This window comes from Aristaeella lactis (genome assembly GCF_018118585.1).
GTDB lineage: Bacteria > Bacillota > Clostridia > Christensenellales > Aristaeellaceae > Aristaeella > Aristaeella lactis.
On sequence record NZ_CP069421.1, the window covers coordinates 2,164,490 to 2,187,357 of the forward strand.

A 22,868-nucleotide genomic window follows, 5' to 3' on the forward strand; every position below is an offset into this window, starting at 1 on the left:
TCTGAATTCTTTATTCTTAATTGTTTAGGGGGGTCCTTTTGAATGTCCAGAATTGAAACACTTTGCGTACAGGGCGGCTATACGCCGAAAAACGGTGAACCCCGCCAGATCCCGATCATCCAGTCCACCACCTTCAAGTATGATACCAGCGAGGACATGGGCAAGCTCTTTGACCTGGAAGCCTCCGGTTATTTCTATACCCGGCTGCAGAACCCCACCAATGACACGGTGGCGGCGCGGATCTGTGCCCTGGAGGGCGGCACTGCCGCGATGCTGACCTCTTCCGGCCAGGCTGCCAACTTCTATTCCGTTTTCAATATCGCCAACGCCGGAGACCATGTGGTCGCCTGCTCCGCGATCTACGGCGGCACCTATAACCTGTTTGCCGTCACCATGAAGAAGATGGGCATAGACTTCACCTTCATCAGCCCGGACTGCACAGATGAAGAGCTGAACGCCGCCTTCCGCCCGAACACCAAGGCCCTCTTCGGTGAAACCATCGCCAACCCGGCGCTGAGCGTGCTGGATATTGAGCAGTTTGCCAAAGCCGCCCACGCCCACGGCGTTCCGCTGATCATCGACAACACCTTCGCCACTCCTGTCAACTGCCGTCCCATCGAATGGGGTGCTGACATCGTCACCCACTCCACCACCAAGTATATGGACGGCCACGGCAGCGCCGTCGGCGGCTGCATTGTGGACAGCGGCAAATTCGACTGGAACAGATATGCCGATAAGTTCCCCGGCCTCACCACGCCGGACGAAAGCTATCACGGCATCACCTATACCGAACGCTTCGGCCTGGAAGGCGCCTTCATCACCAAGGCAACCGCCCAGCTGATGCGTGACTTCGGTTCCATCCAGAGCCCGCAGAACGCTTTCATCCTGGGCCTGGGTCTGGAAAGCCTGCACGTCCGCATGAAGAGTCACTGTGAAAACGCCCAGGCCGTAGCAGAGTTCCTGGCGGGTCATGACAAGGTCGCCTGGGTCACCTACTGCGGACTGCCCGGAGACAAATACTATGAACGGGCGCAGAAATACCTGCCCAACGGCTCCTGCGGCGTGGTTTCCTTCGGTGTCAAGGGCGGACGCAAAGCCGCGGAAGCCTTCATGAAACACCTGAAGGTTGCTGCCATCGAAACCCACGTGGCCGATGCCCGCAGCTGCTGCCTGCATCCCGCCAGCGCAACCCACCGCCAGATGAGCGACGAAGAGCTGCTCGCTGCCGGAGTATCTCCTGACCTGGTGCGTTTCAGCGTCGGTCTGGAGAACAAGGACGACCTGATCGAGGATATCGCTCAGGCGCTGGCTGCGATCTGATCGCCGCGGTTCATCATAACAGTACTCTTTCAGAGCCGGTGTAAACCGGCTCTTTTCTGTCCGTACAAGTTTTCATCCCTTTCGCCGACTCATCCGATAGGTTTTTCTGATCCTTCTGATGGGATATACCGCTCTTGTTCGATTATCAGCATACCGTGCGAACCGCGTAATAACATTGTCCGCGCTTATTTGTATCGTTCTGTACGAACAATTCGTAAACTTGTATGTTTCTATGTTTTAACAATGTTTTGTTTGCAATTGTCCGTACAAGCCCTTGATTTTTACTTTTACATCTTGTATGATGTAACTGGTATTCAAAAATGCAAAAAGAAGCGGGGCGCTTAGCAATGAATCAGGACGTCTTGTTTTCGCAGTATCTGGAAGAGCTGACGGATACAATCACGGATCTTGATCATTTCAACCTCGAAAAAATCTATTCCGTCCTGAAAGAACTGTGCATCGCATTCCGGGTATGCAAAGGCGTTGCCGAGTATTACAGCAGCGCTGAAGAAGAACGCCTGGGCCACGGTACAGTTCTGATTTGCTATGACAGCGGTGAAGAACCCGCAGATGTCCTGACCTGCCGCACCGTACTGAGCAACATTTTAGTCGCGGACTGCAAAGCCTTCCGTGCAAAAGGCGCGGAACCATGGAACGAACAGGAACGAAAACGGATCGAAATGGTCCAGCGGCTGATGCTCACCGTGGTCGGCCGCCTGCGTGCGGAAGGGATGGTGGAACAAGCCACCCTCTTCGATGACGCGGGCTACAGCAATTTCCGTTTTCTCACCGCAACGATAGAACAAATCGGCTCCTCAGGCACGATCACAGACTATGCTTTCGCCCGGTTCAACCTGCGTCATTTCTCCTTGATCAACAGGCAGCTGGGCAGGGATATCTGTGATCTGGTCATGAGAAAATATATCGACAAACTGGAAGAAATTGTCAGTCCGGATGGCATTGTGAGCCGCCTTGGCGGGGATAACTTTGTCACCGTCTTCCGGAAAGAGAAGTTAAACGAGGTCCTGGTGCATTTTGAGGGCTTCCCGGTTCCTTACAGCAGTGAAGATGACGGCCGGGTTCTGCTTTCCTCACGTGCCGGGATCTTTCTTGTTCCCGAAAACTATTACTACTGCCACAGCGAAGATATCCTTGACCGCCTCACCAGCTCCTACAATGCTGCCTGGCGCGGAGATGCCGGGGATATCGTCTATGCCAGTGAACAGATGATGGAGGAAAAGGACCGGTTCATGCAGATCCGTGCCCAGTTCCCCGTAGGACTGAAAAACCATGAATTCCAGGTTTTCTACCAGCCAAAGATCAACCTGCGGGATAACAGCATTGCCGGTGCCGAGGCCCTGAGCCGCTGGTGCCGCAACGGAACCCTGATCATGCCGGCGGATTATATATCCGACCTGGAGCAGACCATGGACATCTGCAAGCTGGATTTCTACGTGCTGGATCAGGTTTGCCGGGATCTGCGCCGCTGGCTGGATGAAGGACGCCAGGTCGTCCGTGTATCCGTAAACTTTTCCCGCCGCCACCTGATCAACATGAACCTGACAGACAGCATCCTGGCGATCATCGACAAGCATCATGTTCCCCACGAATTCATCGAGGTTGAACTGACAGAAACCGTTACGGACGTGGAATTCCGTGACCTGAAACGCGTTGCCGGCGCCCTGCATGATGCCGGGATCTACACCTCCGTGGATGACTTCGGGATCGGCTACAGCTCCCTGAACCTGATCCGGGAGATCCCCTGGAACATCCTGAAGGTGGATAAGAATTTCCTGCCCATCAATGAAGAAGCTGAAGGCGACCGGCAGAACATCATGTTCCGCCACGTGGTCAACATGGCCAAGGAGATCGGCCTCACCTGTGTGGCCGAGGGCGTGGAAACCATCAATCAGGTAAACATCCTGCGCAAGTGCGGCTGCGATATCGCCCAGGGATTCTACTATGACAAGCCCCTTCCCGTGAAAGAGTTTGAAGAACGCCTCGACAGGCACTTCTATCCGCAGGACAGATCATGTGGCTAATTCAGAATTAAGAATTCAGAATTCAGAATTATTTGTTTGTACCGAAAGGTTTACCTCTTTCGCCACGTTGTCATCCCGACCGAAGTGGAGGGATCTCCTTCGGATTCAGATTATGACCCGAAACTAAAGCAGCCAGAGGAAAAAGCCTCTGGCTGTATGTTTTATACATTTCATTATGAAAAACAAAGTAATCATCACATCCGACGTATGTCGGATATTTCACATTGAACTGCCTGCAGTTCAATATTTCACACGTCGAAGACGTATTTCACATTGGCCTTTTCAGGCCAATATTTCATTCCTGCGGCAGGCAGATTTCCGTTCCGTACTTCCTCATCAGGCGTTCCGCGTCTTCCTCCGCGATCATCAGGGTGATCTCCGTGCCGGTATCCGTGTGGTTTTCCATGATCACCCGGCCCAGCGGACGGATCTCCGAAAGGATCCCGTAGCGGCTGAAGGGAATACGGAAGGTCACCGGGCGGTGGGATGCCTGCAGGGTCTCCGCAATCTTCTGCTTCAGGTCTTCCAGGCCCTCGCCGGTCTTCGCGGAGATCAGGACCGCTCCGGGAAATACCGGATCCGGATCTCCCTCGTCGCACTTGTTGATAACCTCAATGCGTTTCTGTTCCGTAGCTCCGAGCTCCGCAAGAACCTCCTCCACGGTATCGTGCTGCCTGAACATTTCCGGGCTGGAGCCATCCGATACGATCACCAGCACGTCCGCCAGCACCGCTTCCTCCAGTGTGGAGCGGAAAGCACTGACCAGCGTGTGGGGCAGCTTGCGGATAAAGCCTACGGTGTCCGTAAGCAGGTACTCCGTGTTCTCCGGTGTCACCATGCGGCGGGAAACCGCGTCCAGGGTCGCAAACAGCTGATCCTGAACATAAACGTCCGATCCGGTCAGGGCATTGAGCAGGGTGCTCTTGCCGGCATTGGTATAGCCCACCAGTGCTACCACGGGAATCTCATTCCGTTCCCGACTCTTGCGGCGCAGGCTTCGCTGCTTCTCCAGTTCATCCAGCCGCCGCCTCAGTTCTGTCATCCGTTCTCGGATGCGGCGCCGGTTCATTTCCAGTTTGCTTTCGCCGGGGCCCCGGGTACCGATACCGCCGGCCAGCCGGCTGAGCACCAGGCCCTGGCCGATCAGCCTGGCAGAGCGGTATTGCAGCTGTGCCAGTTCCACCTGCAGCTTGCCTTCCGCGCTGGAAGCGCGCTGGGCAAAAATGTCCAGGATCAGGGCGGTCCGGTCAACAACCTTGATCCGGAGGACTTCCTCCAGGTTCCGCACCTGCATACCGGTCAGTTCTTCATCAAAAATGCATACGTCCGCTTCCAGGGCCTGGCAGTCCCGGGCAAGTTCATCCGCCCGGCCGGAACCGATGAACAGCGCGCTGTCCGGCTTGTCCCGCTTTTGCAGGAAACTGCCCACCACCTGCGCTCCGGCTGTTTCCGCCAGCCGTGCCAGTTCCTCCAGCGATTCCTCGCTTTCGATGCCCATGAGTACAGCCTTTTCCCGGCCGTCCTCCATCTTTTCGGTTTCCTCCCGGCCCACCAGCCGGTCGCTTTCCTCAATCTGGGCCAGCCATTCCGCGTCCGGCAGCTTGTACCAGCGTTCCGTCGGCGTCAGGATGACCTCCGCGTTTTCCCCGAGGAAGGACGTCTGGACGATCACAGGCTCATTGTCCTTCACGCCCACCGCCGTCATGGCGTCATAGCGGAAGATCTTCAGCGCGCTCAGATCCACGTCGCTCAGGCGGCCGTCTCCGTCAGGATGGGTATGCACACAGCGGACCCGGCTCAGCCGGCTTGTGTTCCGGCGCAGGCGGAAGTCCGTCAGTTCCACATCGCAGTCCGTGCCGATGGCCACGTTCACGATCTCCCCGTCCCGGGTGATATAGACAGCGATCTCCCGGTTCAGCGCGCAGGAACATTCCGCCAGGATCTTCATCAGCTCCCGGGGCAGGAATTCGCCTTCTTCCAGCTCATAGCTGTACAGGCTGTCAAGGCGTGCGAGCATTGCGTCCCGCACACCCTCAATATTTCCGTTTACATTATGTTTTATCATTTTTATATCCTCAATAAGGGTCCGAAACCATATATCACATTCGGCGGCAGCCGAATATTTCACATGCCCGGAGGGCATATTTCACATTTCAAAGCAATTCATTGCTTTGAAATATTTCATTGCTGAGCCTGAATGGCATTCAGGCTCAGCCAGGCATCGCCAGCGCAGCGGTTCCAGCGCCGACCAGCGCCAACTCCGGTCCGTTCTTCGCCAGCAGGCAGGTATCCCCTGCCTTCATCGCCACCATACCACCGGAGAAACGAAGCTCCATCTCCCCCTCGATCACGGTCAGGATGCCGAACTCGTGAACAGCGGGCAGCAGTTCCATCGTATCGGTATGGATCAGATCCAGTGTGAAATACTTTTCAGACAGCACCCGGCGGGTACCGAAAGCCTTCCCGACCCGTTTCATGGCCGGTGCGCTCCTCAGCCGTGCCACATCCAGCGCCTTGTCCAGATGCAGTTCCCGCTTATTTCCATCCGCATCCGCCCGGTCCCAGTCATAGAACCGGTAGGTCAGGTCGGAAGACTGCTGGATCTCATACAGCATCACGCCTGCTCCGACAGCATGCACACAGCCCGCGGGAATAAAGCATACGTCTCCCCGCTTGACCTTCACTTTGTTCAGCAGCTTTTCCACGGTGCCTTCATCGCACGCCGCCTTCAGTTCCTCCCGGGTTGTCCCCTGCTTCACGCCGTACACCAGGTCACCGCCGCCGGCAGGCGTATCCAGTACCAGCCATGCTTCAGTCTTGCCCAGCTTGCCGTTCTCATGTTCCGCGGCGTAAGCGTCATTCGGATGCACCTGAACGCTCAGCTTTTCCCGCACGTCGATCAGCTTCAGCAGCAGCGGAAACGGCTTGTCCGCGTAGCTCCCCACCAGCTTTTCCCGGTGTTCCGCAATCAGTTCCGTCAGCTTCCGTCCCTGGGCATCTGTGCTTTCAAATCCGGGAATACAGCTGACCTCCATGCTTTCGCCGGTCCGGTCGTTCTTTGTTTCTTTTCCGTATATCTCGTGCAGCCGGTTTCCGCCCCAGGGAGTCAGCGCCCCGTCCCGGAAAGCCGGTTTCATGAGGATCGGCCACAGGGGCGTTTCCCGCTTCAGCGGCTTGTCAAAGGTGATATTGTCGCCTTCCGCGCCTTCCCAGTGGATCTTTCCGCACCTGCGGAATCCCAGTTTTTCATACAGCCGGATCGCGTGTTCATTCTGTTCCGAAGTATCGCACCGTACACAGTCGCATCCGCTGCGCCGAAGCAGCTGCAGCACATCATCCAGTACCAGGCCGCCCATGCCGGCTCCCTGCATGGAGGGATGCACACCCAGCCGGTGGAAGATGCCGGGCCGCAGCCCGCAGGACCAGGTCAGGGAGTCATACTCCGGTTCCTGGCCGTTCATAAACACGACCGCCGCCACCAGGGCCCCGTCACTGCGCATGTAATACAGGTCGCCCCGCAGGACGTCCTCCCGGATGATCTCCTCACTCGGATACACGCCCCAGCGCCACTGCTGCAGGCCGCTTTTTCCCATGTTATCCGCCACATGCTGATAAAAGGCAAGCAGTTCATCCAGTTCCTGCTCTGTTGCCCGAATCAGTTCCATGGTGTAATTCCCTCCAATGATATCCTCATTTGTTCGTCGAACCGAATCCGCCGGTCCTCACAGCGAAGTCGTCTTCCTCCTCCGCCGTTCCGTAGGGCAGGAATACGCCCTGGCAGAATCTGTCCCCCCTGCCGATGGACACCGGTGTGTCCAGCGGGTTGCGAAGTTTGACCATAATATGGCCCTCGTTCTTCGCATACGCGTAATCGCTGTCGATCACGCCCACCGTATTGGCCAGCCGCATGCTGTATTTGAACCCCAGCGAGCTGCGGGGAAAGAGCATCAGCACCCAGCCCTGTTCCATCTCCGCCCGGATCCCGGTGGGGATCAGGGCCGTTTCTCCCCCGGGGATCGTCACGTCCACCGGCGACACAAAGTCGTATCCGGCACTGCCGGCTGTCGCGCGTTTGGGCAGAGGAATCTCTTCCAGCGGAAGAAAACCCTCCCGGCCGGACATAGCTTCCCGGTACTGTGCCTCAGATACATGCGTAAATCTTGCAATCTTCATTTCTTTAAACTCCTGAAGTATCGGGCTGCAAACAAACTCCCCGCTTATACACCTGCGGTCTGCCCGTCCGAAAAGGCACGGAAGCAGCCCGTTATGCTGTGGCGAGCGCAGGGGTATCCAATCATTCAATCACATTGGCTAAAGACGCCAATTCTTCCAGAGTAAGCTTTTCTCCGCGGATCTTCTCGTCCAGCCCGGCTCCCGTCACCCATTCCACCGCTTTCGCGCGGTCCACGCGGAACGTGGCGCACAGGTTATTCACCATCGTCTTTCTCCTCAGCGCGAACGCCGCGTTCGCCACCCGGAAGAACAGATCCCGGTCCTTCACTTCCACAGCGGGCTTCTCCCGCACAGGCAGCACCACAAAGGCGCTGTCCACCTTCGGCGGAGGCGTGAACATCTCCGCAGGCACCTTCACCGCCAGCCGCGGCTCGCACAGGAACTGGCACAGGATCGACAGCGGTCCCCAGGCATCCTCCCCGGGCTGCGCCAGGATCTTATCCGCCACTTCCTGCTGGACCATCAGCGCCAGCCGGCTCACCGGCAGGTCTCCGCCCAGCAGCAGCTTGATCAGCGGCGTGGTAATGTAATACGGAATATTGGCCACCACGGCAAAGGGCTTTTTCAGCTCCGCGGTAACCTCCTGCAGGTTCAGGGACATCACATCCCCTTGTACCACGGTCAGGTTCTTTTTCTCGTCCAGGAAAGCATGCAGCAGCGGAATCAGCCGCTCATCCAGTTCCACAGCCAAAACACGGTTCGCCGCGTCGCACAGGTGCTTCGTCAGGCTGCCGCATCCCGGACCGATCTCCAGCACATCCTCATCCTTTGTAACCCCGGCCGCGGCCGTCAGTTCCGCCAGCAGGCCTTCGTCATAAAGGAAGTTCTGTCCCAGGCTTTGCTTATACCGGAGATTGCTTTCCCGGATCCGCTCTTTTGTCTTACTCATCCGGGCGCACCTCCTTTGCTGTTGCATCCTTTATATTCTACCATTTCCCGCCATTCAAAACAAGTCACAAGGATTTGCCTGCAAAAGCAGGCAAATCCAATGCAGAATTCAAAATGCAGAATTCAGAATGAAATGCTGTCCCGCCTCGTTATCACATCACAGTCCGTAACAGAAACCGCGGCACAATATTCAGTGAGTACAGGACCAAACCATTTATAATTCTTAATTCTGAATTCTTAATTCTTAATTGAACTAAAATGGCAAAGAAAAGAGGCTGCCTTGCGGCAGCCTCTTCGTAGCCATTTTAGTTCTGTCCGGCCATCTTCTTGTAGGATTCGCGGCGCACCTTGGCGTCCTCTTCCTGCTGTACAAAGAGCTTGGCGGCGGCATCCGGGAACTGCTGGGCCAGGGAGGTGTAACGAACCTCGCCCTTCAGGAATTCCTGGTAATCGCCGGTGGGATCCTTGCTGTCGATGGTCATCGGGTTCTCAGCTTCCGGATTGTACCGGTACAGCTGCCAGTAACCGCACTCAACGGCCTTCTTGATCTCAGCCTGGGCCTTACCCATGCCGCCCTTGGCCTTCAGGCCGTGGTTGATGCAGGGTGCGTAGGCAATGATCAGGGACGGTCCATGATAAGCTTCCGCTTCCAGCATGGCCTTGATGACCTGCTGCGGGTTGCTCATGGCGACCTGCGCGACGTACACATAGCCGTAGCTCATGGCCATCATGCCCAGGTCCTTCTTCTTGGTGCGCTTACCGGAGGCAGCGAACTTCGCCACAGAACCGGTGGGGGTAGCCTTGGAGGCCTGGCCGCCGGTGTTGGAGTACACTTCGGTGTCCAGCACGAGGATGTTGACATCCTGGTTCTGGGCCAGCACATGGTCAACTCCGCCGTAGCCGATATCATAGGCCCAGCCGTCGCCGCCGAAGATCCAGATGGACTTCTTGGTCAGCAGGTCCTTGTTGGCCAGGATGAAGGCTTTCTTGTCGGCGCCGCCGTCCTTGGCTTCCAGCGCGGCAACCAGCTTTTCACCGGCCTTGCGGGAACCTTCGGCGTCGTCCATGTTGTCCAGCCATTCCTTGGCAGCAGCCACGATGGCTTCGTCCTTGCCGACTTCGACCACTTCCGCGATCACTTCAGCCAGCTTGGCGCGGCGCTGGGTGGTGGCCAGGTTCATACCGAAGCCGAACTCAGCGTTGTCTTCGAACAGGCTGTTGGACCAGGCAGGTCCGAAGCCCTTCTCATTGGTGGTGTAGGGGCAGGTCGGGGCGGAACCGCCGTAGATGGAGGAGCAGCCCGTCGCGTTGGCGATCATCATGCGGTCGCCGAACAGCTGGGTAACCAGCTTGACGTAGGGCGTCTCGCCGCAGCCGGCGCAGGCGCCGGAGAACTCGAACAGGGGCTTGAGGGCCTGGCTGTTCTTGACGGAAGCCTTGTTCTCGATCTTGGAAGCAACTTCCGGAACGGTCATGGCGTACTCCCAGTTGGCCTCTTCCTTACGCTGGCTGTCCAGGGGCTTCATAACCAGGGCCTGCTTGCCTTCCTTGTCCTTCAGCGGGCAGACGTCAACGCAGTTGCCGCAGCCGGTACAGTCGAGCGGGCTGACCTGCAGGCGGTACTTCATGCCGGCAAATTCCTTACCGGTAGCGTTCTTGGTGGCGAAGCCTTCCGGCACTTCCGCATCACCCTCAACATAGATGGGACGGATGCAGGCGTGCGGGCAGACGATGGAGCAGGTGCCGCACTGGATACAGTTGTCGATCTGCCATTCAGGCACAAACACGGCAATACCGCGCTTCTCGAACTTGGTGGTGCCGGTGGGCACGATACCGCGGGGATCCAGCTTGGATACGGGCAGCTTGTTGCCTTCCTGGGCCAGAACCGGAGCGATGAACTCATCATAGTACTCGTTGGTTCCGGGCACCTTGGCGGGCACAGCGCCTTCGGTGGTGGTCGCCCAGTCGGCGGGGATGTCAACCTTGACCAGGCCGGTCAGGGCAGCGTCGATGGCGGCGAAGTTCATGTTGACGACATCCTGGCCCTTCTTGCCGTAGGAAGCGACAACCTTTTCCTTCATGTACTTGTCGGCATCTTCGTAGGGGATGATGTCGGCCAGTTTGAAGAAGGCAGCCTGCATGGTGGTGTTGGTACGTCCGCCCATACCGACCTTGCGGGCCAGGTCAATAGCGTTGATGATGTAGAAGTTCGCCTTCTTGGCAGCCAGCTTGTTCTTCATGGAAGCGGGCAGGCGCTCGTTGAGCTCCTCAACGCTCCACTGGCAGTTCAGCAGGAAGGTGCCGCCTTCGCGCAGGGGGCTGACCATGTCATACATGGTAACATAGGCGGGGTTGGAGCAGCTGATGAAGTCGGCCACGTCGATCAGATAGGGGCTCTGGATCGGGGTGTCACCAAAGCGCAGGTGGCTGACGGTCAGGCCGCCGGACTTCTTGGAGTCATAGAAGAAGTAAGCCTGGGCGTACTTCTCGGTGTGGTCACCGATGATCTTGATGCTGTTCTTGTTGGCGCCGACGGTACCATCGGAACCAAGGCCGTAGAACATGCAGGCAGCGGTACCGGCGGGAGCGGCGGCGAAGGTTTCGCCCAGCTTCAGGCTGGTGTTGCTGACGTCATCATCAATACCCACGGTGAAGTGGTTCTTCATCTCACCATCCAGGTTGGCGAACACGGCCTTGACCATGGTGGGGGTGAATTCCTTGCTGCCCAGACCGTAACGGCCGCCCACAACCTTGATGTCGCCGCGTCCGGCTTCTGCCAGGGCGGAAACAACATCCAGGTACAGGGGCTCGCCCAGGGAACCGGATTCCTTGGTGCGGTCCAGCACAGCGATCTTCTTCACGGTCTTCGGGAGCACCTTCATCAGGTATTCCACGGAGAAGGGACGATACAGGTGGCACTTCACGATACCGACCTTTTCGCCGCTCTCGAGCATCTTGTTGATGGTCTCGTGGGCAACGTCGCAGCTGGAGCCCATGGAGATGATGACCTTTTCGGCATCCGGAGCGCCTTCATACTGGAAGGGCTTGTAAACCCGACCGGTCAGCTTGGCGACTTCGTCCATGCACTCTTCCACGATGGCGGGAACGGCAGCGTAGAAGTTGTTGGCGGCTTCACGGCCCTGGAAGTAGATATCACTGTTCTGGGCGGTACCGGCCTGATGCGGATGTTCCGGATTCAGGGCGCGGGCGCGGAACTCTTCAACCTTGTCCCACGGCACGAGAGCCTTGATCTCTTCGTAGTTGTTCTTGGTGTCGATAGCGTCGATCTTCTGGATTTCGTGGCTGGTGCGGAAACCGTCGAAGAAGTGCAGGAACGGCACGGAGCTCTTCAGGGTCGCCAGATGGGCAACCAGAGCCATGTCGTGGGCTTCCTGGACGGAGTTGCTGGCCAGCATGGCGAAACCGGTCTGGCGGCACGCCATAACGTCGCTGTGATCACCGAAAATGTTCAGGGCGTGATACGCCAGGGCGCGGGCGCTGACATGGAAGACAGCGGGCGTCAGTTCGCCGGCGATCTTGTACATGTTGGGGATCATCAGCAGCAGACCCTGGGATGCGGTGAACGTGGTGGTCAGAGCACCGGCGGACAGGGATCCGTGCACGGCACCGGCAGCGCCGGCTTCAGACTGCATTTCAGCAATGCGCACAGTCTGGCCGAACAGGTTTTTCCTGTCATGGGCGGCCCATTCATCCGCGACTTCCGCCATGGGGGAAGAAGGGGTGATGGGGTAGATAGCTGCCACATCGCTGAACGCATACGCAACGTGGCTGACAGCGGTATTGCCGTCAATGGTCAGTTTGATGGACATGAATTTACCTCCTGACTTGATGTGGCGGAGCGGTTACCCGCCCATATGTTGACCGTTACCTTCGTGCAAAAGAGCGCACGAAAAAAGCGGTTCGCCTCTGTATGTAATTATATGCATTATATAGGTAGATGTCAATGCAACTTCCGCCTCCGGAAGGCGGAAGTTGCATAATGAAAAATGAAGAATGAACAATGAACAATAATATCGTGTTCAGTCCTTTCGAAGCGCTTCGCCAACTGTCTTTCGCCATAAAATGTCATCAGAAGACAAGACAAATAATTATTCATAATTATGGATTACTGGTTTATATGTCATCATTGGTCACATACACGGCGCTTTTTTATGGTTGCGAAAAAGCCTGTAAACCCTGTATAATGATTGTTTGTACAGTATGGTGGCAGATATGCCCCGACTGTTCAGTATCTAAACATTATGCATCAAGCATTATGAATTATGAATTGAGGGATTAATCGTGGACATGATGACCACCATCGCCAATCTCCTTGCCGACACCATCAAGGCTGTCTGGCCCGATGCCGAAGGCCTGCCCGTTGCGGATGAGCTTCGCGGCCTGCTGGCTGTACCGCCGGATCCGGCCCTGGGCGACTACGCCTTCCCCTGCTTCCGCCTGGCCAAGCCCCTGCGCTCCGCCCCGCCGAAGATCGCGGAAGCCCTCTGCGCCGCCTGGAAGAATGAGGGCACCGCCTCCGTGCAGCCCGTGAACGGCTACATGAACTTCTTCCTCAACCGGGCCAACTTTGCCGCCGGCATCATGGCTGAACTGCAGGAGAAGAAGGACCGTTTCGGCTCCGGCGAGGAAGGCAAAGGCAAAACCGTGTGCCTGGACTATTCCTCCATCAATATCGCCAAGCGGTTCCACATCGGCCACCTGTCCACCACCATGATCGGTAACAGCCTGAAGCGGATCTTCGACTTCCTGGGCTACGAGACCGTGGGCATCAACCACCTGGGAGACTGGGGCACCCAGTTCGGCAAGATGGTCTGCGCCTACAAGAAGTGGGGCAAAAAGGAAGACGTGGAGGAGCGCGGCATCGACGCGATGACCGAACTCTATGTCCGCTTCCATAAAGAAGCCGAAACCAACCCCGCCCTGGAGGACGAGGGCCGCGCCTGGTTCAAGAAGATCGAGGACAACGATCCCGAGGCCATGGAGATCTTCCGCTGGTTCAAGGAAGTGACCCTGAAAGACGCCGCCCGCGTCTACGATATCCTCGGCGTTTCCTTTGACAGCTATGCCGGTGAAAGTTTCTACAACGACAAGATGGAACCTGTGGTGCAGGAGCTTCGGGATAAGGGGCTGCTGACTGAAAGTCAGGGAGCCCAGGTCGTAGACCTGAGCGAGGACAATATGCCCCCCTGCCTGATCCTCAAGAGCGATGGCGCCACCATCTACGCCACCCGCGACCTGGCCGCCGCCATCTACCGCCAGAACACCTACCACTTTGACAAGTGCCTGTACGTGGTCGCCTATCAGCAGGACCTGCATTTCCGCCAGGTCTTCCGCGTGCTGGAAAAGATGGGTTATCCCTGGGCGAAGGACTGCGTCCACGTTTCCTTCGGTATGGTCAGCTTCGAGGGCGAAGCCCTCTCCACCCGGAAGGGCAACATGGTCCTGCTGGAGGACCTGCTGTCCCAGGCTGTGACCAAGGCCCGGGACATCATCGAGGAGAAGTCCCCCAACCTGGAGAACAAGGACGAGGTTGCCCGCCAGGTGGGTATCGGCGCCGTGGTCTACACCGACCTGAGCAACAACCGGATCAAGGATATCGACTTCCGCTGGGACCGCGCCCTCAACTTTGACGGCGAGTCCGGCCCCTACGTCCAGTACACCCACGCCCGCTGCTGCTCCGTCCTGCGCAAGGCCCCGGATTTCTCCGGTGTCACCCCGGACTGGAACGCCCTGACGGACGATGAGGCGCAGGCCCTGCTGCGGCTGATCAGCCGCTTCCCGGACGTCATCCGCGAAGCCGCCGCCAAGTACGAACCCAGCATGATCACCCGCGCGGTGACCGACATTGCCCAGGCGTACAACAAATACTATTACGAGCACCGCATCCTGGACGGCGAACCGGCCCAGGCCGCCGCGAGGGTCGCCCTGACCGGCGCCGCGAAGACGGTGATCAAAACCGGCCTCTTCCTCATCGGAATCGAAGCGCCCGAAAGGATGTAAGCGCGGCCGCGGTGCGTCCGCAATGAATACTGAAAACTGAAGACTAAAAACTTAAAAATGTTTGTGTAAACCTGAAGCGCATTGGAGAAATCCAATGCGCTTTTATCTCGGGAACGATAGGGACGGTCCTTTTCGTTCCCCCGCATGTCCCTTATTCACTTTTCTGGCTGGAAAAGGAACGAAAAGGACCGTCCCTATCGTTCCGTCCCTATCGTTCCCAACAAGCATAGGAACCCCATCGTCTTGCCTCCTTTGTCATCTCGACCGGAGCCGCAGGCGTAGTGGAGAGATCTGATCAGTTCTTACAAACAGCGCTCTGCGCTGTTTTCTCCACCATTATTCATTTTTAATTCTTCATTGTTCATTGGGGCCGAAAAAACGGTTTTACCGTTTCTCCGGCCCCCTACGCTTGCGTTTTTACGTTGTTTCCCTTATAATGTGAAGGAATTGTAACTATGTGTAACGAAATTTTTAAAGAATGATTTTGTCATTCCGGTTATTTCGGTCACAGAAACACAATGATGTATTGTGAATTCCTCATTCTGAATTTGAAAAGGGTGGGCACATAAAATGAGTAGAGCAAAGAAGAGCAAGGCTGTCCCGATCGTCCTGGTTATCACGATCCTGCTTGCCGTGCTGGCTGTTGTCTGCTTCCTGATTAATCCCCTGGTCATCCAGCCCAAGAAGGATGCCATTGACAAGGCCTACGAGGATGCGAAGGCTGCGGTGGAAGAGCATAACAAGCAGATTGATATTGAATACCAGCTGCAGCTTTCCGAAGCGCAGGCCGCGTATAACAACCCCGAGAACCCTTCCTGGCCGGAAAACGATGATAAGCTGGAATGGGAAGTGCTGGACCTGTCCCAGTACCCGCTCCAGGATCAAAGGGCTGTACACAGCAACCGGCAGGAGATCATGTATAACGGCATGCTGCTGGTCAACGCGTGGCACTCCCGTCCCACGGATTACAGCGATGCGGGGATTGTCGGCGTAAGCAAGGCTTATAAGGGCGAAGAAAAGATCCAGGCCAAAGATAACAACGTAACGCTTCACACCAACGCGCTCGCCGCGCTCCACGAAGCCCTCCTGGCTGCCAAGGCGGAAGGCATGGAACATTACCTGGTGGAGGAAGGCTACCGCACCATCGAAAGGCAGCAGGAATACTACAACAAGAAGAGGGAGAAGCTCTCTTCCAAGTATTCCGGAGAAGCCCTCGATGAAGCCACCAAGAAGGAAGTCAACTATCCCGGCACCAGCGAATACAACTCCGGTCTCGCTTTCGAGCTCCGCCTGTATGACAAGAATGATCCCGATGTCGGTTCCCCGAAGTATTCCACCACACCTGAAGGCAAGTGGATGAACGAGAACTGCTGGAAGTACGGCCTTGTCTTCCGTTTCCCGCAGAACCAGTGGCCCCTGGAAACCTCCACGGACAAGAGCTTTAAAACCGGCGTTTCCGTTCACCTGAACGTCTACCGCTATGTCGGCAAGGGCAACGCCGCCATCATGCACTATATGGACTTCACCATGGAAGAGTATATCGAGTACCTCGAGGAGCATCCCCATATTGCCCTGTATGTGGATGACCATCTGCAGTATGAAGTCTACCGCCAGATCGTCGGTGATGATGAGGAATTCGATATCCAGCTGAACAGCACAAACAACTGGGAATCCTCCCTGGACAACATGGGCGGGATCATCACAGTCTTCGACTATACACACGTATGAGCACCATCCTGATCACAGGCGCCTCTCACGGCGTGGGTAAGGCCTTTGCCATTGCCTGCGCGGAGTCCGGGCGCTTCACCAAGATCATCCTCAACGGCGGCAGCGACAAGGCTGCCCTGGAGGATACCGCCCGCCGCGTTTCCGCAGCGGGTGATCTTATCTGCATCGCCGACATCGGCGATGTCAGCGACCTGGCCTATGTGCAGGGCCTGCGGGAACGTTTCGGTCCTGTGGATACCCTGGTCAACAACGCCGGCATCTCCCGCACAGGCCTGCTGACGGATATGTCTCCGGAGGAGTGGGACCGGGTGCTGCGGGTCAACGTGACCTCGCTTTACAACACCTGCCATACCTATGTACCGGACATGGTCTCCGCCGGCGGCGGACGGATCCTGAACGTTTCCTCCGTCTGGGGTCTTTGCGGCGCTTCCTGCGAAGTGGCCTACAGTGCCTCCAAAGGCGCGGTGAACGCCTTCACCAAAGCCCTGGCAAAAGAACTGGCGCCCTCCCATATCCGGGTGAACGCCATTGCCCTGGGCATCATCGATACGCGGATGAACGCGCACCTTTCAGAAAATGAAACCGCGGAGATCCGTGACCAGATCCCCGCGGGCTATATCGCTTCTCCGGAAGAGGCGGCACAGGCCATGCTCCGCCTGCTGGAAATGCCGGAATACTTTAACGGTGAGATCGTCCGTTTCGACGGATGCTGGATATAACCGGCGAAAGCTGGGCCAGGATCACCGCGGTAAACATCATAATACATCCGACGGTCTCACGGACCGTCATTTTTTCGCCCAAAAGCAGGGCCCCGGTCAGCACCGCGAACACCGCTTCCAGGCACATCAGCAGCGATGCGACAGTGGGGTCCGTATCCCGCTGGCCCAGCACCTGCAGCGTATAGCCTGCCGCTCCGGACAGGATACCGGTGTAAAGGATGGGAACCAGAGCTTCCCGAATGCCTTCCCCGGTGATCGTTTCGGTCATCAGGGCGATCAGCATGCTCAGTGCGCCGGTCACCAGGAACTCGTCCCGGGCCAGTTTCACGCTGCTGACCCGCGGCGCGAAATGATCCACGCACAGGATCTGGAAGGTAAACGCCACCGCGCATCCCAGCACCAGCAGGTCTCCGCCCTGCAGGGCCAGACTGCCGCCCGCGGGCATGCACAGGAGCCACAGGGCCACCACAGCGATCGCGACGCCAAGCCAGATGATCTTTCCGGGATTCTTCCGGAACATCAGCCACGCCGCCACCGGCACCAGCACCACATACAGGGCGGTAATGAACCCCGCTTTTCCGGCGGTCGTGGAAACCAGTCCCATCTGCTGCAGGGACGTGGCGATAAACAGCAGCAGGCCGCAGGCAACGCCGCTGATCCGCTGCTCTTTGAAATCCGGAGCCTGGTAACCGGGCTCTTTTTTGTTTCTCCGGTCCATCCACAGGGTCACCGGGATCATCACCAGCCAGGCCAGCAGCATCCGGATCCCTGTAAAAGTATACGGCCCCATGTGATCCATTCCGACGCGCTGTGCCACAAACGCCGCGCCCCAGATCACGGAGCCGAGAAGCAGCAGTAAACTGCCGCGCAAAGACTTACGGTTCACTTAATCCAATCCCTTTATGTTAATTCATAATTCATAATTCACAATTCATAATTGTATATGCCCGCATCGATATATCAGGACGGCGTTTCTCCCGGTGTCATTCTGAGCACAGCGAAGAATCTCCTCCGGGTTCAGATTATGTCCACATACTTGTAGGAAATCAATTCTCTCTACCCAACCCAATTCTGAATTCTTAATTCTGAATTCTGAATTAATCCTTGTTCCTGTAGTTTTCCTTGTTATACACATACAGCTCATCGCTGGTTTCCGGCGGATCAAACCCGAACAGCTCGCTCACCGTCACCATCTCAAAGCCCTTTTCCTGCAGTGCCGGGATCAGTTTTTCCAGGAACAGCGTATCCTTTTTCTTGCTGTGGAACAGCAGGATGCTGCCGTTCTTCGTCTTTTCCAGCGCCTTATCCAGATCCTTTGTCTCGCTGACTTCCCAGTGAACAATATGTTGGAACCCGTACTTCCGGATCGCGTTGATAACCTGCTGTTCCTTCAGCTTCTTTCCGTCACCCACGGTACCGTAGGGCGGCCGCAGCCAGCGGATCTCATAGTGGTATCCCAGGGTCTTGTCCAGCGCTTCCTGGCTCTTGCCCAGGCCGCCGATGATGGACCAGGCATCCCGGTTGCCCATCTTCACATGATAATTGGTATGGGTACCGATCTCGCAGCCGCTGTCCACCACTTCCTGCCACAGATCCCGGTACTTTTCTTCCAGGCAGCCGGTGTTCACCAGCGGGAAGAACGTCATCGCGATGCCGTACTCCCGGCACAGCTCCGCATCCCGCTTAATCCATTCCGTCGCGCTTTTATAGCAGTCGTCCACCGTAATGGCGATCTTTTTGCTTTCCCTGTCTCCGTAACGCAGCACAAAGGTCTTCAGCAGCTCCTCATTTCCCTCCGCTGCCGCGCAGGCCGCAGGCAGCAGCGCGCACAGGCACAGGGCCAGGGCCAGGATTCTTTTCAGGCTCCTCATACTTCTCCCTCCCGGTAGGTAACAATGCTGCCCGGCTCTACAGAGCGGGTCAGCCAGGTATTGCCGCCGATCACGCTGTTATCCCCGATGCGGGTATTCCCGCCCAGGATCGTGGCGTTGGCATAGATGACCACGTGGTTCCCGATATCCGGATGCCGCTTGATCTTCTTCACCGGATTGCCGTTGGCGTCCAGTTCAAAGCTCTTTGCGCCCAGGGTTACGCCCTGATACAGCTTCACATGGTGTCCGATGGTGGTGGTTTCACCGATGACAATACCTGTGCCGTGGTCAATGAAGAAATACTGCCCGACCGTGGCGCCGGGATGGATATCGATTCCCGTGCGCTCATGGGCGTACTCCGTCATGATCCGGGGGATCAGCGGCGCGTCCAGCACATACAGCTCATGGGCAATGCGGAAAATGGAGATCGCCCGGAAACCCGGATAGGTGACCATCACCTCTTCCCGGCTCCCCGCGGCGGGGTCTCCCTCATACAGGGCTTCCACATCCAGCAGCAGCAGACGCTTGACTTCCGGCAGCCGCGCGGAAAACTTTTCGCAGATTCTGTCCGCCTCAGCCATGGGGTCTCCCTCCAGGCCGTTGCGGAAACGCAGGGCCGCCGTCAGCTGGTCCCTCAGGCGGTACAGGGCGCGGCTCAGCAGCGTTTCATCCGCCATATCCGGATATTCCCGCCGGAAGGCCATGGGAAACAGCAGGGCCTGCAGCTCATGGATCACCTTGACGATCTCCTGCCGGTCCGGCGGCGGACAGGCATGAGCGTTGCAGTGGATCTGTTCCACCGTAATCTGTGTCAGCTCTTTGACCGTCTTCCTGATTACTTCCTTCATGCTGTCCCCTCCGGAAATGAATAATTCATGATTCACAATTCATAATTCATAATGATAATGGCTCGGCCCCATCCCTGAAATACATATGGGCCAAGGACATTCACAACAAATTATTATACCTTTTTATACAATATATCCGCAAGTTTTTTACTGTTCTTTTACTAATCTCATTCATCAAGCTTTTCAGGTATATATAATTATGAATTATGAATTGTGAATTAACTATACTTTTCATTCATCCACAAGACGCCACTGGCTTTTCCCCCTGGCGCCGTATACCCAGTATTCCATGATAATGTATTTCTCAACACCGTCTTCCCGGACTTCACTTTGCCTTGGTTCCTTCAGATTATCATAGCAATAGTGACCCATATCATCCAGCACGTCAAAAGGGCAGACATTCACACCCTCCAGCTGCTCATGTGAATTGTGCTCTTTCAGGTATTCCCGGAATTCGTCCAGTCCCTGTTCATAGCGGACCACTTTCTCCACAACGCAATGATTCCAGCAGATATCGTTAGCCACGATCCTCGTTCCCAGGAAACCCGTTGCCCCTTCCGGCAGCTGAAGCCAGTCCAGTTTTGTCCGATAATAACCCCGGACAAGAACCAGGATCGCGATAATCAATAAGACAATCACACCCCGCCTGAAGTCTTTATCAGCTTTCATTTTCTCCTCCCTTTCTGCTCCCATGATTCATTATATTTTACGCTTTCCGGCACGTTTTTCTTCCCCGCTGCTCATTCGGTGCGCCGAAAGATTGACATCCCCTTGTCCGCTGTATACAATGCTTGTACGTACAGCAGGACGCACATGAATCATTATGAATTATGAATTCATAAAACAGGGAGGTTTTTTACCATGCCCATGATCGCCCTTACCTTTGACGATGGCCCGAACACCGTCATCACACCCCGGGTGCTGGATATCCTGGAAGAAAACGGCGCCGTGGGCACCTTCTTCCTCATTGCGCAGAACATCAACCCGGAATCCGCGGAGATGGTCCGCCGGGCCGTATCCCTGGGCTGCGATATCGAAAACCATTCCGTCACCCACAGCTTCATGGATGAGATGACCCCGGAAACCATCCGGGAAGAGGTGAAAACCTGCTCGGAGAAGATCACGGCCATCACCGGCCGGGCTCCGCAGTTCTTCCGTCCGCCCTTCATCCGGGTCAGCCGGGAAATGTATGACAACATTGACCTCACCTTCATCTGCGGCGCCGGCTGCGAGGATTGGGTTCCCGAGGTCACCGCGGAGCAGAGGACAGAGCGGGTCCTGGCCAACGCCGAGGACGGCCAGATCGTTCTCCTCCACGATATGGAATGGAACGTAAACACCGTGGAAGCGCTGAAGACCATCGTTCCGGAGCTGAAGAGGCGCGGATACCGTTTCGTCACCTGCGCGCAGCTCTTTGCCGAAGCGGGCGTCACCCCCGTTCACGGCCGTCTCTACTCCAACGTTTACCAGACCGTGGACAAACCCTGATAAGCATTCTTTCAGAATGCTTTACTGAAAACCAGATCCTTCGACTGCGCTCGCTACGCTCGTCCCACTTCGTGGCCCGGGGCTGATACCCGCAACTTCAATCATCGCGACTGTCTCTCAGACAGTTCGCTCGTTTCAGTTGACCTCAGAACCGATGAGATTTCCTCCACTGGAGGTCATCGGTTCTTCGCCCCGTTCTCCACTGAAATAGAATCCGCAACCTCAATCGTCGCGACTGTCCCCCAGACAGCTCGCTCGTTTCGGTTGACCTCAGCTCTGATGATATATCTGCCACTGGCAGTCCTCAGAGCTTCGCCCACTGGCTCTTTCTCCGGGCGTTCCGAACCCCAGGATGACATTTTACAAGGAAAATGAATAATGATGGATAAAACAGCTTCCGGTTCCGGAAGCTGTTTTTACCTGAATTTTTAAGTTTTAAGTTTTAAGTATTCATTATTCATTAGGCATCATGATCTCAGAAGATCAAGATGCCAGATATTGCCGATATCCCGATCAGCAGTATCGGCGATATTCCCTTCTTCAGCGCCTTGATCTTCCGGGAACCGAAATAGATCACCGCCAGCACCGCTGCCAGCGCCGGAGCCCGCCAGTCCCCTGTTCCCGTAACCACGGGCTGGATCGCGTTCTTATAGAGCATCTGAACGCCAACCGCCGTGATCACGCCGATCACGCAGCTCTGCAGGCCCTTCATGACCGCCTGGACATACTTATTGTTCAGCGTATGCCGCAGCACAGCCATCACCAGCAGGATGATCACAAAAGCCGGCAGGATGGAGGCCAGCGTCGCGATGGCTGCCCCGGGAATCCCCGCCTGGCTGCTGCCCACATAGGTCGCCAGGTTCACCATAATAGGGCCGGGCGTGCTCTCACTGACCGCGATCATATCCGTCAGCATTTCCTCGCTCACCCAGCCGTAGGAAAGCACCACGTCCCGGATCAGCGGAATCGCGGCGTACGCGCCGCCGAAGGAGAAGCAGCCCACCTTCAGGAAGCCGATCAGCAGTTCCAGATAGATCATTGCTGATCACCTTCCTTCCTTTTCAGCGTATCCTGCACCAGGAACACCGCCAGGCTGACCGCCGCCGCGCAGAGCAGCAGGACAATGGTGGAAAGGTTCCAGCCCAAAAAGCCGGCCAGCAGCATCGCGGCCAGCGCGGCGATCATCAGCACGATCCGCAGCGGCTCTTTCGGCATCTTCCGTGCCATTTTGATACCCACATCCAGGATCAGCAGGCCCACGGCCACCCGGATGCCCTTGAACGCGCTGGCCACCCAGGCAATCTCAAGGAACCGTTCCAGGAACATGGAGATCGCCCAGATGATAATGAAGGACGGCAGCACAACACCCAGCGTGGCCGCGATCGATCCCCATATGCCTTTCTGCTTGTAGCCCACAAAGGTCGCGCAGTTGATGGCCACCGGTCCCGGCGTGCTTTCCGCGATCACCGTTACGTTCACCAGATCCTCATGGGTAATCCACTTCTTCTGTTCCACGCAGATGTTCTCGATCACGGAGATCATCGCGTATCCCCCGCCGAAGGTGAATGCCCCGATCCTGAAAAAAGTCAGGAATAAGGTCCACAGCATACTTTTCTCTCCCGTAAGTCAAAGTACAGAAACACTTCTGTGATTATATCATTATTCATCCCGAAAGGAAACGGCACACATGGATTGGATGATTTTCCTTTT

At 56.4% G+C, this 22,868-nt stretch carries 17 protein-coding genes; 6 read left to right on the forward strand and 11 right to left on the reverse strand.

The annotated features are described in order from the left end of the window. The first annotated feature begins 42 nt into the window (after positions 1–42). Both JYE50_RS10150 and JYE50_RS10155 read left to right on the forward strand, forming a co-directional pair. Positions 43–1,320, forward strand: coding sequence for an O-acetylhomoserine aminocarboxypropyltransferase/cysteine synthase family protein (locus tag JYE50_RS10150; protein ID WP_084095422.1), 1,278 nt, complete (start codon positions 43–45; stop codon positions 1,318–1,320). A 347-nt stretch (positions 1,321–1,667) separates the two neighbouring features. Then, entirely contained in the window at positions 1,668–3,362 is a 1,695-nt protein-coding gene (locus JYE50_RS10155; RefSeq protein WP_179138283.1) for a GGDEF domain-containing phosphodiesterase, read from the forward strand. A 295-nt stretch (positions 3,363–3,657) separates the two neighbouring features. Here the strand turns inward: JYE50_RS10155 and hflX are convergent, their stop codons facing one another. The 5 genes from hflX to nifJ all read right to left on the reverse strand — a co-directional run bounded on the left by hflX (position 3,658) and on the right by nifJ (position 12,313). Further along, positions 3,658–5,427 (reverse strand): GTPase HflX, encoded by a 1,770-nt coding sequence (hflX, locus tag JYE50_RS10160; RefSeq protein ID WP_179138284.1) that lies wholly within the window; start codon positions 5,425–5,427, stop codon positions 3,658–3,660. 145 nt (positions 5,428–5,572) lie between these two features. Next, a complete protein-coding gene (locus tag JYE50_RS10165) occupies positions 5,573–7,027 on the reverse strand; it encodes a type I phosphomannose isomerase catalytic subunit (protein WP_084095425.1) in 1,455 nt (484 codons plus the stop codon). Positions 7,028–7,052: 25 nt separating this feature from the next. Then, entirely contained in the window at positions 7,053–7,535 is a 483-nt protein-coding gene (locus tag JYE50_RS10170) for a dUTP diphosphatase (RefSeq protein WP_084095426.1), read from the reverse strand. Between the two features lie 121 nt (positions 7,536–7,656). Then, positions 7,657–8,484 (reverse strand): 16S rRNA (adenine(1518)-N(6)/adenine(1519)-N(6))-dimethyltransferase RsmA, encoded by an 828-nt coding sequence (gene rsmA, locus JYE50_RS10175; RefSeq protein ID WP_179138285.1) that lies wholly within the window; start codon positions 8,482–8,484, stop codon positions 7,657–7,659. A gap of 304 nt (positions 8,485–8,788) precedes the next feature. Continuing rightward, positions 8,789–12,313, reverse strand: coding sequence for a pyruvate:ferredoxin (flavodoxin) oxidoreductase (gene nifJ, locus JYE50_RS10180; protein ID WP_084095428.1), 3,525 nt, complete (start codon positions 12,311–12,313; stop codon positions 8,789–8,791). A gap of 478 nt (positions 12,314–12,791) precedes the next feature. Here nifJ and argS point away from each other — a divergent pair, with 478 nt between their 5' ends. From argS to JYE50_RS10195, 3 genes are all read left to right on the forward strand, one after another. Beyond that, complete coding sequence (gene argS / locus JYE50_RS10185) at positions 12,792–14,504, forward strand: arginine--tRNA ligase (protein WP_084095597.1); 1,713 nt, start codon at positions 12,792–12,794, stop codon at positions 14,502–14,504. A gap of 570 nt (positions 14,505–15,074) precedes the next feature. Further along, a complete protein-coding gene (locus JYE50_RS10190; RefSeq protein WP_084095429.1) occupies positions 15,075–16,232 on the forward strand; it encodes a M15 family metallopeptidase in 1,158 nt (385 codons plus the stop codon). Beyond that, positions 16,229–16,951, forward strand: coding sequence for an SDR family NAD(P)-dependent oxidoreductase (locus JYE50_RS10195; protein ID WP_084095430.1), 723 nt, complete (start codon positions 16,229–16,231; stop codon positions 16,949–16,951). The genes JYE50_RS10190 and JYE50_RS10195 overlap by 4 nt, the downstream gene beginning before the upstream one ends. Here JYE50_RS10195 and JYE50_RS10200 read toward each other — a convergent pair. From JYE50_RS10200 to JYE50_RS10215, 4 genes are all read right to left on the reverse strand, one after another. Next, the gene (locus JYE50_RS10200; protein ID WP_084095431.1) at positions 16,911–17,837 is read right to left on the reverse strand and encodes a DMT family transporter; all 927 of its coding nucleotides are present in this window, start codon (positions 17,835–17,837) and stop codon (positions 16,911–16,913) included. The genes JYE50_RS10195 and JYE50_RS10200 overlap by 41 nt on opposite strands. Before the next feature lie 211 nt (positions 17,838–18,048). Further along, on the reverse strand, positions 18,049–18,822 hold the full coding sequence (locus JYE50_RS10205) for a polysaccharide deacetylase family protein (RefSeq protein WP_084095432.1): 774 nt from the start codon (positions 18,820–18,822) through the stop codon (positions 18,049–18,051). Further along, positions 18,819–19,670 (reverse strand): serine O-acetyltransferase, encoded by an 852-nt coding sequence (locus JYE50_RS10210; RefSeq protein WP_084095433.1) that lies wholly within the window; start codon positions 19,668–19,670, stop codon positions 18,819–18,821. The genes JYE50_RS10205 and JYE50_RS10210 overlap by 4 nt, the downstream gene beginning before the upstream one ends. Positions 19,671–19,901: 231 nt before the next feature. Next, positions 19,902–20,339 (reverse strand): hypothetical protein, encoded by a 438-nt coding sequence (locus JYE50_RS10215; protein WP_084095434.1) that lies wholly within the window; start codon positions 20,337–20,339, stop codon positions 19,902–19,904. A 192-nt stretch (positions 20,340–20,531) separates the two neighbouring features. Between JYE50_RS10215 and JYE50_RS10220 the strand changes: the two genes are divergently transcribed. Then, positions 20,532–21,158, forward strand: a complete 627-nt coding sequence (locus JYE50_RS10220) for a polysaccharide deacetylase family protein (protein ID WP_084095435.1) — start codon at positions 20,532–20,534, stop codon at positions 21,156–21,158. Between the two features lie 475 nt (positions 21,159–21,633). On the opposite strand, the gene JYE50_RS10225 is transcribed toward JYE50_RS10220, so the two are convergent. Both JYE50_RS10225 and JYE50_RS10230 read right to left on the reverse strand, forming a co-directional pair. After that, the gene (locus JYE50_RS10225; protein ID WP_084095436.1) at positions 21,634–22,197 is read right to left on the reverse strand and encodes a chromate transporter; all 564 of its coding nucleotides are present in this window, start codon (positions 22,195–22,197) and stop codon (positions 21,634–21,636) included. Continuing rightward, positions 22,194–22,766, reverse strand: a complete 573-nt coding sequence (locus tag JYE50_RS10230) for a chromate transporter (RefSeq protein ID WP_084095437.1) — start codon at positions 22,764–22,766, stop codon at positions 22,194–22,196. The genes JYE50_RS10225 and JYE50_RS10230 overlap by 4 nt, the downstream gene beginning before the upstream one ends. Positions 22,767–22,868 lie beyond the last annotated feature (102 nt).